Here is a 12,481-nt window from a genome sequence, read left to right on the forward strand (position 1 = left end):
CGAAATAACGTCGCCAGGGACGCCGCCATCGGCCGATTGCCGGCTTTTATCGGTATGTTGTTCTGATTTTCGTTGTTTTACTTTGACAATCCGCTGCGCTTTTGCGAAAACATGGGTAGAGGGAAATAATTCATTTGATGCCGATCCCGCCAATCCTCGTGGTGATGAGCGATAAGGGACGCCGGATGCCGGCAGGATCATCCGGTAAACCGACATCGGCCAGGATTCTCTTCTGCCGCTACCGCGGTTCGGACAGGCCGCGCACGGCAGTCGAAATAGTCGACCTAAGAATCAAACAGACAACGGGTCTTATAGCAAACCCTGAAACATTGAAGTCGGCAGGGGTATGGCAAGTACAGGGAAGGCATGCAGAGAGACAATAATAATGGTAGACAATAAAAAACGTCCGGGGAAAGACCTCGATCGCATAGACCGTAACATCCTCAATGAGTTGCAAAAGGATGGTCGGATATCGAACGTAGAGCTTTCAAAACGGGTGGGATTATCACCAACGCCTTGTCTGGAACGGGTGCGCCGCCTGGAACGCCAGGGGTTCATTCAGGGCTATACCGCATTGCTCAATCCGCATTATCTTGATGCGTCATTACTGGTTTTTGTTGAAATCACCTTGAACCGGGGCGCGCCGGATGTATTCGAGCAATTCAATACCGCTGTGCAGAAATTGGAAGAAATCCAGGAATGCCATCTGGTCTCCGGCGATTTCGACTATTTGTTGAAAACCCGGGTGCCGGATATGTCGGCCTACCGTAAATTGCTCGGCGAAACGCTGTTGCGCCTGCCGGGCGTGAACGATACCCGGACCTACGTCGTCATGGAAGAAGTGAAACAAAGTAACAGGCTGGTTATCAAAACCCGTTAAGTCATAACACAGGTGCAAAGTCCGTCATTTGAGGTTACACTCCTGTGAATCCATACAGCTTCAGCGCCGGTATGTCTTCGGCGCTGTTGTTATTGTCGCATGAACATGAAAGAGACCTGGAGAGCCTTTCTTGAGCCAGGAATATACTGAAGATAAAGAATTACGGTTGAAGAAACTCAGCAGCGGCCGCCGGCTACTGGAGGCGGTGCTGGTTGTCGTGGCGATTTTCGCCCTATTTTTGATGTTGGCGCTGGTAAGCTTCAATCCGTCCGATCCCAGTTGGTCGCAAACCGCCTGGCATGGACCTATCCATAATCTGGGCGGCAGCGTCGGCGCCTGGTTTGCCGACACACTGTTCTTTACCTTCGGCGTTCTGGCCTACGCCTTGCCGCCTATCATGCTGATATATTGCTGGGCCTCATTCCGTCAGCGGGAGGCGCAGGAATATGTGGACTATTTCGCTCTGGCGCTGCGGCTGATAGGTTCGCTGGCCCTCATCCTGTCGTCCTGCGGGTTGGCCGCTTTCAATGTCGATGATTTGTACTATTTCGCCTCCGGCGGCGTCATCGGCAGCCTGTTGGATAACGCCATGTCCCCCTGGTTCAGCGGAATCGGCGCCACACTGGCGTTATTGTGCGTTTGGGCGGCGGGTCTGACCTTGTTCACAGGCTGGTCGTGGTTGACCATCGCTGAAAAAATCGGCGGTCTGGTACTGGGTTGTCTGACGTTTATGTCGAACCGTTCCCGGCGTGACGACGAGGATTACGACGAGACATATTACGAAGACCGCTTTGACGAAGCGTCGGCAGAAGACGACGAACAGGATCCCCTGTTGGCGCCGTCCGTGGCTGGTCAGCCGTCCGGTGGCGCGCTTGCGTCCGGCGCCGAGCCCGTGTCCGGCGCAGCGGCCGTCGCGGCTCAGCCGCCGTCCGCGCCGGCCTTGGCTGTCGCCACCGAGCCGGAGGCCGCTCCCGCGGCCGGCGGGAACCCCGGCGACCAGGCTGGAGCCACGTCGCGTCCGGCCCCGGTTGATGCGGCAAAAACCGCGCCGCAATACCGTTTTGAAATCCCAGGCGGGCAGCCATTGCCGCCGGTCGCCGACTTGGACGACGATGGCCCGCGGCTGGGTAACTGGCAAATCGACAACGACAATCCGCATACGCCCTATGACTTCGCGGTGGGGCAACAGGCCAGCGACCGACTCTCCGCCGGCGCGGGCGAGTCGATCGCCGCTGAGTTGACTTTCATGCCCGCTTTCAGCGCTACGGACGACGACAATCCACAGGTCAAACAAGGTATCGGCCCGGAACTGCCGCGGCCCAAACCGGTAAGAATACCCACCCGTCGCGAGTTGGCGTCGTATGGGATCAAATTGCCGTCGCAACGGGCCGCCGAGCAGGCCCGGCGACAGCATGGCGGCGGCGGGACGGCGAAGCCGGAAACGGCACTGACGGAAGACGAGCAGTCCGCCCAGGAACTGGCGCTGCATGAGGCGTTCGTGCAACAGCAGGCGCAACGGTATGGCCAGGCGCAAACCGATCCGGCGGAGGAAGACGCCTGGGAGCAACGGCGTTTGGCCGAAGAATTCAAACAACGGCAGGCCCAGCGATATGACGCGCAAAACGTCGCGTTGACTCCTTCGCCACTGTCGCCCAAGGCCGGCATCGACGCTGGCGCGATTTTCGGTTTCTCCCCCCTGGCGGACCTGGTGGACGACAAGCCGGCGGAGCCCTTGTTCACATTGCCGGATCAGTCCCCTGAGGGCGACCGTCATGCGTCGGGTTTTGCCGGTAATGTCGCCGCGCAAGGTACGTCGTCGCCCCATGCCGCCCCGGTTGCGGCGGACGCCGTCGCCCATACCGGGTCCGGCGCGGGGGGGAATGATATGGCTACCCCGTCCGTCGAGCATCGGGCGCCGGCCATGGACAGCCTGATTCACCCGTTCCTGATGCGTGACGAACAACCGTTGCAAAAGCCCACGACGCCGTTGCCGACCATGGATTTGCTGACGTTGCCGCCTCCCGAGGACGAGCCGGTGGATATGTTCGCGCTGGAGCAGACCGCCCGGCTGGTGGAGGCGAGACTGGCTGACTATCGCGTCAAGGCCGATGTGGTCGGTATCTCGCCCGGTCCGGTGATTACCCGCTTTGAATTGGATCTGGCTCCCGGCGTCAAGGCCGCCCGTATCTCCAATCTGTCTCGGGATTTGGCGCGTTCCTTATCGGCGGTGGCCGTGCGGGTGGTGGAAGTGATCCCCGGCAAGCCCTACGTGGGACTAGAGTTGCCCAACAAGCGCCGCCAAACGGTATACCTGCGCGAAGTGCTGGATTGCGACAAGTTCCGGGAAACCACATCACCGCTGGCTATCGTATTGGGTAAGGATATCGCCGGGCAGCCGGTGGTGGCTGATCTGGCGAAAATGCCCCACTTGCTGGTGGCGGGCACGACCGGTTCGGGTAAATCGGTGGGGGTTAATGCCATGATCCTCAGCATGCTGTACAAATCGACCCCTGAAGACGTCCGCTTCATCATGATCGACCCGAAGATGCTGGAGCTGTCGGTGTACGAAGGTATCCCTCATCTACTCACCGAGGTGGTGACGGACATGAAGGACGCCGCCAATGCGCTGCGTTGGTGTGTCGGCGAGATGGAACGGCGCTATCGCCTGATGTCGGCGCTCGGCGTGCGCAATCTGTCCGGCTATAACGAACGTATCGCCCAGGCGGCGGCCATGGGACGCCCTGTGCCGGATCCGTTCTGGAAGCCCGGGGACGGTATGGCGTCTGAACCGCCTATGCTGGAAAAATTGCCCTATATCGTAGTGATGGTGGATGAATTCGCCGATCTGATGATGGCGGTAGGCAAAAAGGTGGAAGAACTCATAGCCCGTCTGGCGCAGAAGGCGCGGGCCGCCGGTATTCATTTAGTCCTGGCGACCCAGCGTCCGTCGGTGGATGTGATAACCGGCCTTATCAAGGCCAATATTCCGACGCGTATCGCTTTCACCGTTTCCAGCAAAATCGACTCACGCACCATTCTTGACCAGTCCGGCGCCGAATCCCTGCTGGGCATGGGCGATATGCTCTACATGGCGCCCAACTCCTCGATACCGATACGGGTACACGGCGCCTTTGTTCGCGACCAGGAAGTTCATGCGGTGGTCAGCGACTGGAAGGCGCGCGGCCGTCCGCAATACATCGACAGTATCACCAGCGCCGGTGATGAAGGCGAAGGCGGCGCCGGCGGCTTCGAAAGCGATGATGAGCTTGACCCGTTATTCGATCAGGCGGTTCAATTTGTCGTGGACAAGCGGCGGGCCTCGATATCCGGCGTACAGCGCCAGTTCCGCATCGGTTATAATCGCGCCGCCCGGATTATCGAGCAAATGGAACTGCAAGGTATCGTCAGCCCGCCGGGCCATAACGGCAATCGTGAAGTCCTGGCGCCGCCTTCCGTAGAATAGCCGCCCGCGCCCGCACCAGGTTGGTCGGGCGCGGCCAGGACCCTCTCGGTCCTTTTGCAAAGAAGCGTAAGACAGGCCGCTTTCAGAGGATTATCCTATGCTTTCCTGGCGTTTCTCCGATAAAGTTAATCACATCGGAGGCGGGTTTTGTCCCTGTAATCCGCGCCATGCTTCTTTATTAAGGAATTGCAATAATGAAAAAACGCTTGGTCGCCGCGTGTCTGTTTAGCGCCATGATTTCCCTGCCGGCCTTGGCCGACGATGCTCAGACGCTGCAAAGCCGTCTGAATCAGGTCAATAGTTTCCATTCCAGTTTTACTCAGACCGTCACCAATGCCGAAGGCGGCGAAGTCCAGCAGGGCGAAGGCGAACTTTGGGTCAAACGTCCCAATTTATTCAATTGGCATATGACATCGCCGGATGAAAGCGTACTGGTTTCCGACGGCAAAACATTATGGTTTTATAACCCCTTTGTGGAACAGGTTACGGCGACCTGGCTGAAGAACGCCACCGGCAATACGCCGTTTATGCTTATTACTCGCAACAGTCCGGAAGATTGGCGCCAATATACTGTGAAACAACACGGCGATCATTTCAATCTCACCCCGAAATCCGGCAAAGGCAATCTCAAGCAGTTTTCCATTGATGTCGACTCGCACGGTGTGATCAAGGGGTTCACCGCGGTGGAGCAAGACGGGCAACGCAGCGCGTATAAACTAAAAAGCCAGAACAACGGCCCGGTGGATGTCGCCAAATTCACCTTCACCCCTCCTAAAGGCGTCACGGTGGACGATCAGCGCCAGTGAGGTTTCGATGAGCAATATGTCCCTTGATTTTTCTCACAGCGAATTCCAGCCTCTCGCGGCGCGGATGCGACCCACAAGCCTCGAGGAATATGTCGGTCAGCAGCATCTGCTGGCGCCCGGCAAGCCGTTGACGAAAGCCATCAGGAACGGACAATTGCATTCAATGATCCTTTGGGGACCGCCGGGCACGGGTAAAACCACCCTGGCCGAGCTGATTGGCCGCTACGGCCATGCCGATGTAGAGCGGGTCTCGGCTGTCACATCCGGCATCAAGGAAATCCGGGAGGCTATTGAGCGCGCCCGCATCAACCGGGATGCCGGACGACGGACCATCCTTTTCGTGGATGAAGTTCATCGTTTCAACAAAAGCCAGCAGGATGCTTTCCTGCCCCATGTGGAAGAAGGCACCATTACATTTATCGGCGCCACAACCGAAAATCCCTCCTTCGAGCTGAATTCCGCCTTGCTCTCCCGCGCCAGGGTTTATCTGCTCAAAGCACTGACCGCCGAGGATATTGAGCAGGTGCTGACCCAGGCTATGGAGGATACCCGGCGCGGTTATGGCGGCCAGCATCTGGTGTTGCCCGACGATGCCCGTCGCATGCTGGCGGAATGGGTCAACGGCGACGCGCGCCGGGCGTTGAACAGCCTGGAGATGATGGCGGACATGGCGGAACCGGATGTCCAGGGAGTGCGGGTGCTCACCACGGCACTGTTCAAGGAAGTGGCGGGTGAACGAAACGCCAGGTTCGATAATAAAGGGGATCGGTATTACGATTTGATTTCCGCGTTGCACAAATCGGTGCGCGGCTCGGCGCCGGATGCGGCGCTCTATTGGTATGCCCGGATCATCACCGCCGGCGGCGATCCGTTATATGTCGCCCGCCGGCTATTGGCGATCGCCTCCGAGGATGTCGGTAATGCCGATCCTCGCGGCATGCAGGTGGCGCTGGCCGCATGGGATTGCTTTACCCGGGTTGGGCCGGCGGAGGGCGAACGGGCTATCGCCCAGGCGATCGTGTACCTGGCTTGCGCGCCAAAAAGCAACGCGGTCTATACCGCTTTCAAGGCCGCCATGCTGGATGCACGGGAAAAGCCCGATTTTGATGTGCCGGCGCATCTGCGCAACGCGCCCACTCGGTTGATGAAGGAAATGGGGCTGGGCGCGGAATACCGCTATGCTCATGATGAGCCCAATGCTTATGCCGCCGGTGAAAACTATTTCCCGTCGGAGATGGCCGCCACGCGTTATTATCAGCCGACCACGCGCGGGCTGGAAGCGAAAATCGCCGAAAAGCTTGCTTGGCTTAACGAGCAGGATCAAAATAGCCCGATAAAACGCTACCGATAAACTGCCTGTTGCGGTAAGGTTAGCGGGAATATTTTTGCCGCGCGGGCCCGGTATGTCTGGGCGGCGCCGTCAATTTGGTTGATAACAATAAGCACAGGACTAGCATGCTCGATCCCAATCTACTGCGTAATGAGCTGGACGCGGTTGCCGAAAAACTGGCTCGCAGAAGTTTTAAGCTTGATGTCGATACCTTGCGTAAATACGAAGAGCGTCGCAAGGTGTTGCAGGTTGAAACCGAAACGCTACAAGCGGAGCGCAATGCCCGATCTAAAACGATCGGCACGGCCAAGGCGCGGGGAGAGGATATCGAGCCGTTGCGCCAGGAAGTCAATCTATTGGGCGAGCGTTTGAATTCCGCTAAAAATGAGCTTGATAGTCTGCAAAACCATATTCGCGACCTGGCTCTCGCAATCCCGAATATTCCCGACGATGTGGTGCCTGTTGGCAAGGATGAAAACGATAATCTGGAAATCAGCCGCTGGGGTGAACCCCGCCATTATGATTTCCCGGTACGGGATCATGTGGCGCTCGGCGAGTTGGCCAACGGATTGGATTTCGCCTCGGCGGTGAAGCTGACCGGGGCCCGTTTTGTGGTGATGAGGGGACAGATCGCGCATTTGCACCGCGCGTTAACGCAATTCATGCTGGATTTACATACCGAGCAGCATGGTTATCAGGAAACCTATGTTCCCTATCTGGTTAATCATGCCTCGCTTTATGGTACCAGCCAACTTCCCAAATTCGCCGAGGACTTATTCCATACTCAGCCGTTGAGCGAAGAAGCGGAAACCAGCGCCTATGCCCTGATCCCCACGGCGGAAGTTCCCTTGACCAATCTGGTGCGCGATGAAATTCTGGACGAGGAACAACTGCCTTTGCGCATGACGGCGCACACCCCGTGTTTCCGTTCGGAGGCGGGTTCCTATGGCCGGGATACCCGGGGGTTGATCCGGATGCACCAATTTGACAAGGTTGAATTGGTGCAAGTGGTCAAACCGGAAAACTCCATGCAGGCCTTAGAAGAACTGACCGCCCACGCTGAAAAAGTGCTGCAATTGCTGAATCTGCCTTATCGCAAGATCCTGTTGTGTACCGGCGATATGGGATTTGCGTCCTGCAAGACCTATGATTTGGAAGTCTGGTTGCCGGCGCAGAACACCTATCGTGAAATTTCTTCCTGTTCAAATATCGGCGATTTCCAGGCCCGGCGCATGCAGGCGCGTTATCGCGGCAAAGACGATAAAAAACCGCACCTGGTCCACACCCTCAACGGTTCTGGACTGGCGGTGGGGCGCACACTGGTCGCCGTCATGGAAAACAATCAATTGGCTGACGGTCGTATTGTCATTCCAACGGTGCTGGTGCCTTATATGAAAGGGCTGACACACATCGGATAACACATGCTGCGGCGGGGATTCCCGCCGTCCTTCCCCGCGACGCGCCTTCAGGAAGACAGCGCGTCGCTATGTCATGCATCCCGATGTTCCCGTGATGATATGGCCTCTAATCGAATCGTTTTATCCGCCTTTCGACAAAAGTCGGGTTTATGGGTGACCATAATGACAGTCAGACCCATCGCCTTGAGATAGGCGAAGATCTTACTCGCCATCCGCTCGTCAAGCGCCGAGGAGGGTTCGTCCAGCAATATGATCTCTTTGCGCCTGGCCAGAGCGCGTCCAATGGCAATCCGTTGCTTTTCGCCGCCGGAGAGTGGCTGTTCGGGGGTTATCATCCGATCGAGCAGGGCGATTGCGTCGTTGACCCGGCCGATTCCATCAAGCTCAAGGAGGCGGGCAATGTCATAGAGCTGTGCATCCGCTACAGGGTAATCGCAGCCATAGAGAAGATTTTCCCGCAATGTGCCGGTGAAAACCTTGGGTTGCTGACGGGCAATGGCGCAGTGTGCTGCGATATCCCTGATGCCAAGGCCGCGTATGTCCTGGCCTCGGAAATACAATGTACCCTCACCCAGTGGATGCAGGCAGGACATTATCTGCAATAATAGGGATTTACCCACTCCCGATGGCCCGGTAATCGTCACCAGTTCGCCCTGTTGGATCACGAAAGAAAGGTCTTTAACAATAATGTGATTCTCAATCGTAAGAGCCAGATTTTTCGCTAAGAAAATCTCTTTGGGGGATGTTTGACCGAACGCTTTGGTCAGGGATGGGGCAATTTCTTCCCGGTCAAAAAAAACATCGAGTCGTTTAATGGCTGACAGGTCTTTTTTGATGTTAATGAGCGAACCTCCGACCAGTATTAAGGGCAAAGCAATCTGGGTAATATATCCTCCCAAGAGAATATAATCCCCTGCCGGTCGAATTCCCTTAACAGTCAGTATGGCGGCATAATAGGTAAAACCAGTGAGTAGAACACCCAAGAACAGGATCTGATATATCATAAACCGACCTATCTTACGGTTACCGAGACTGATTGTGCCTATATACCGTTTTACCAGATGACTCAATGTATGCATCTCTTTCTGGTAACTTGCATTTATCTTGATATCATCCAATAACGACAATTTTTCGGAGAGATGACTGGTAATATGATTATGCATTTCCATCATATTATGATGAACATTTACGCTTTTTTGTGAAAAGTGATAACTTAACAAAAAAAAGAGGGCTAAAGAGGCGAGATAGACGAGGGAAAAAATCAACCCTGCTTTTGCGAGGATAACTACCAAGGATAATGAGATTTGTATTAAAAGCGGTAGTAGCCCCCAAAACAATGTATGTACCAAAGACACGAAAGATTCCCGCCCGCGGGTCATTTCCTCTATGATATGCCCCACTGTCATGTCATTTAGCGGGGAATAACGGGCATGGATGATTTTGGAAAAAATGGAACTGTGGACGGCTGACTCGGTTTTTACTAAAAAACCGGCTGACACCGTATTGTTTACCCATTCCATCACATTGGCGGTTGTCCAACATAATGAGAATAAAATAACGTAAAGGTAAAAATAGGCGACGTTGTCCTGAGGTGTGGTAATGATGTTAATGGATTGACTCAAAAAATAGGGGGTTAATACATTCACCCCTGCCACGATAAACATCAGCAATGAAGAGATCAGAAAATCTCTGTGCCAATTTCGGTAATGAGATCTAATATGCTTGAGGTAATAACGTATTTTCATGCTAAACACAATTTTTTAGTAATTACAATTTGAATACAAGGGCCAGTTTTATCTGAAGATCGGACCTGTCTCCGATGACAATATCTCCTACTTGAACCCAGGCATGGCTAAGGAATGAATAATTTTGCACACCAATAAAAAAACGAGTGTCGTTATTGACTTTAACTAGAAATTGGAATAGCGCCAAGCTATGTTCGAGGCATGCAACCCGGAAAGGCAAGAAAGGCGCGACATGCCGTAAAGCGGTATTAATGGAAAGCATTTTCTGCCATTGTCCACCATGAGTACAAATCATCCCCGCACGAGTCTTGAGCTTGGTCATGTGTCGCAACATGTATCCTAATCCAAAGAGAGATAGAATTATCTTGACCTTTAACAGTTTGATAAAAGCTAATACTATTATACTGCGGCTATATCGAGAGTCAATATGATGGCTGTTTAGCCTCCACTCATAATTATCGATACCCAGATGCTCGCCTTTATAATAATTGAATATTTGTTTGTTTTTCGATGCAATGATTAATTTTCTTTTATATAGATAATTGGCTAACTCATTATTGTTATGACGCAGGTCACCCATTAAATGTTTTATAATATATTCACTTTTTTTTGCATCAAAAATCCAGTAATGGCCTTTATGTGAGTCAAATAAAATAAGTTCATTATCAATTACGACATGGTTGACATGATCAGCAAATCGACATGCCTCTCCTTTCATGATAACCTCCTAATTCAATATTTTTCATAAAAACTGAAAAGCATAAGTAATGTATGAGTTCAAATGATATTTTTAGACCAAAATTTTCATGGTTATCAAGTTGACAATGATAATAATCTCTTTCAATACTCAAAATATCAAGCCATTTATCATTATTAATGCTCTCACGGATATCATCAATATGGTTTGTGAAATACTTTTGATAGATGCCAGTCAAATGTCCTTTACTATTTCTTAATATGGGGGATTTCCCATAATTAAGATAAACATTTTTTTTAAAAGGAAGTCTTTTTTGAGATTTGTTGAAGGTTTCATAAACAGGTTGAGCAATGGAAAAATTTATCATTTCCCGACAAGTATAGGGAGTAAATATCCTGGCATATTGGCCTCTGTGATTCTCTACGATGGCTTGTATTATGTCCATGAGTTGCATATTCATCAACGATGCTTTTTTCTTGTTCTTAAAAAGGTTGAAGATAAAATCGCCATATGTCCTTTCTTTTTCATGTCGATTTCTTTTGAAGAAAATTTTCGCAATGACTTGAATAATGGGTATGCCACTAAAGCACGAGAATTCATATAATTTTCTTAAGGCAAACGAACATCCTTTATCGTAGTATGCGTTGACGATATACTCAGGAAGTGGGGGATCACAAAAAATGTGATCTCCGCCATGCCCGTTTAAAACACAATAATTATTTATATCCACTGGACACGATGAATACCCTTTTTGTTGTGCAGTGTAAAACATTAAGGATAAGTTGGGGATGGTTATGTCTTTGTTAAATTCTGATAAGGTAAATAAATCTTGTGATTGTACACTATGAATTATTTGTCTGATGCCTAGGTTTTCACAAAATGATTTCGATATCTCAAAATCCTCTTTTGAACTTATATCTGGGTGATGCCATGTCAATGCAATTATATCTTTTTTGGGTTTGCAGCGGATGGCTGCGTATAGTAACGCAGTAGAATCCAAACCACCGGAGAATTCAATGATGACTTTTTCATATCGACAATGATTGATTATAAATTTTTCAAGTATATCAGTAGGCTTCTGTGTCGTTCCCATCAAAAAAAAGGAATGGTTCAATGAAATATAGACACCCAATGCCTTAATGCAAATATTCGCATCAAAGCCTGGCAGTAATTCATATATATCTTCCCATGGTGTTGTTCCATTATAGCTCTCACCAAATTTGAGAAAATTTTTCAGGAACTCGTAATTAAGTATTCTTGCGTTTGTCTTCAGTAGGGTGTATATATTATTACTGATGGTGATATTTTTCGTATTTTTATTAAGATGTATAAAAATTGCCTCATTCTGGTCGTGATTATTCTTGATAAGGAAACCATGATCTAGCCATTTAACTATAATTTTCATCTCAGGATAAGCGAGATATCTAAATTTATTTTTATTGAATGGATTAATGATAATCGAACAAACATCTGAGCATGGCATGGTTTTCTCTCACAGTCATAATTGAAATAGCTGATGCCGCATAGTTATTTTTAAAGCGGTGGCAAAGCCACCACTTCAAATTAATCAATAGAATTTATAGACACCACGTCGTAACTCGAGGATCGGGCCACCCGCCTTACCTCGGGTGAAGCGTTTGGCATCGAGCATGAGTACTCCTTTTGGCATGCTCGTTGAATCCAAGTCATTTGCATTGGTAATACTTTTTAGATGAAAAAACATAAAATTTACCTCCTTGTAGTACATGATTGCCTGACGTTTCTTATAAGATAATGACTTTTTTATAATGGATCCAGTTTTTTTAAAAGTATTTTGTGAGGAGGTTTAAGATAATATCGGAATTAACTTCTGCCGAAGAGTTGTCGGAAAAAACATTAATATTGTATTGAAAAATATAAATTTCCAAAAGTTGCGTTGCATGTTTGCGACAAACAAGCCACACAGAAGTTCGCCGCATTGTGAAAGGGGTGAGTAAAGTTATTTGCTGAGCGAATAACATGTATACCTAGCATAATTAAAGTCACACACTTTGTGAACTTGGGTTTGCTCGATTGCTGTCGCGCTTAACTTGAGTTATTAAGAATAGATTATTGGGTCTTCACATTGTCCGCGCCGCCGTTACCCGGATTTGTCCCGAATCC

General features: G+C 50.8%; 7 protein-coding genes and 1 pseudogene. 5 read left to right on the plus strand and 3 right to left on the minus strand.

The genetic code is table 11. The features are described from left to right. The first annotated feature begins 385 nt into the window (after nt 1-385). The 5 genes and pseudogenes from lrp to serS all read left to right on the plus strand — a co-directional run bounded on the left by lrp (nt 386) and on the right by serS (nt 7,897). The gene (gene lrp, locus FCN80_RS06205) at nt 386-880 is read left to right on the plus strand and encodes a leucine-responsive transcriptional regulator Lrp (protein ID WP_005287608.1); all 495 of its coding nucleotides are present in this window, start codon (nt 386-388) and stop codon (nt 878-880) included. A 199-nt stretch (nt 881-1,079) separates the two neighbouring features. After that, nucleotides 1,080-4,343, plus strand: a pseudogene (locus FCN80_RS06210) (DNA translocase FtsK 4TM domain-containing protein); the annotation flags it as partial. Nucleotides 4,344-4,537: 194 nt separating this feature from the next. Next, the gene (gene lolA / locus FCN80_RS06215) at nt 4,538-5,149 is read left to right on the plus strand and encodes an outer membrane lipoprotein periplasmic chaperone LolA (RefSeq protein WP_136989095.1); all 612 of its coding nucleotides are present in this window, start codon (nt 4,538-4,540) and stop codon (nt 5,147-5,149) included. A gap of 7 nt (nt 5,150-5,156) precedes the next feature. Next, entirely contained in the window at nt 5,157-6,500 is a 1,344-nt protein-coding gene (locus FCN80_RS06220) for a replication-associated recombination protein A (protein WP_136989097.1), read from the plus strand. A 104-nt stretch (nt 6,501-6,604) separates the two neighbouring features. Further along, entirely contained in the window at nt 6,605-7,897 is a 1,293-nt protein-coding gene (gene serS / locus FCN80_RS06225) for a serine--tRNA ligase (protein ID WP_136989098.1), read from the plus strand. Nucleotides 7,898-7,968: 71 nt separating this feature from the next. Here the strand turns inward: serS and FCN80_RS06230 are convergent, their stop codons facing one another. The 3 genes from FCN80_RS06230 to FCN80_RS06240 are packed head-to-tail and all read right to left on the minus strand — an operon-like array spanning nt 7,969 to nt 11,822. Continuing rightward, nucleotides 7,969-9,642 carry an ATP-binding cassette domain-containing protein gene (locus tag FCN80_RS06230; protein ID WP_136989099.1) on the minus strand — a complete coding sequence of 558 codons (1,674 nt, stop codon included), beginning with the start codon at nt 9,640-9,642 and terminating at the stop codon, nt 7,969-7,971. A 22-nt stretch (nt 9,643-9,664) separates the two neighbouring features. After that, nucleotides 9,665-10,360 carry a lasso peptide biosynthesis B2 protein gene (locus FCN80_RS06235; RefSeq protein WP_136989101.1) on the minus strand — a complete coding sequence of 232 codons (696 nt, stop codon included), beginning with the start codon at nt 10,358-10,360 and terminating at the stop codon, nt 9,665-9,667. Next, a complete protein-coding gene (locus FCN80_RS06240) occupies nt 10,332-11,822 on the minus strand; it encodes a PP-loop family protein (protein ID WP_136989103.1) in 1,491 nt (496 codons plus the stop codon). Before FCN80_RS06240 ends, FCN80_RS06235 begins: the two co-directional genes overlap by 29 nt. Between the last annotated feature and the right edge of the window lie 659 nt (nt 11,823-12,481).

Source organism: Martelella alba, assembly GCF_005217455.1.
Lineage (GTDB): Bacteria > Pseudomonadota > Gammaproteobacteria > Enterobacterales > Enterobacteriaceae > Acerihabitans.

Coding starts and splice junctions, on each gene's coding strand:
- FCN80_RS06220 (WP_136989097.1), top strand. CDS start 5,157: ATGAGCAATATGTCCCTTGATTTTTCTCACAGCGAATTCCAGCCTCTC.
- serS (WP_136989098.1), top strand. CDS start 6,605: ATGCTCGATCCCAATCTACTGCGTAATGAGCTGGACGCGGTTGCCGAA.
- lrp (WP_005287608.1), top strand. CDS start 386: ATGGTAGACAATAAAAAACGTCCGGGGAAAGACCTCGATCGCATAGAC.
- lolA (WP_136989095.1), top strand. CDS start 4,538: ATGAAAAAACGCTTGGTCGCCGCGTGTCTGTTTAGCGCCATGATTTCC.
- FCN80_RS06230 (WP_136989099.1), bottom strand. CDS start 9,642: ATGAAAATACGTTATTACCTCAAGCATATTAGATCTCATTACCGAAAT.
- FCN80_RS06240 (WP_136989103.1), bottom strand. CDS start 11,822: ATGCCATGCTCAGATGTTTGTTCGATTATCATTAATCCATTCAATAAA.
- FCN80_RS06235 (WP_136989101.1), bottom strand. CDS start 10,360: ATGAAAGGAGAGGCATGTCGATTTGCTGATCATGTCAACCATGTCGTA.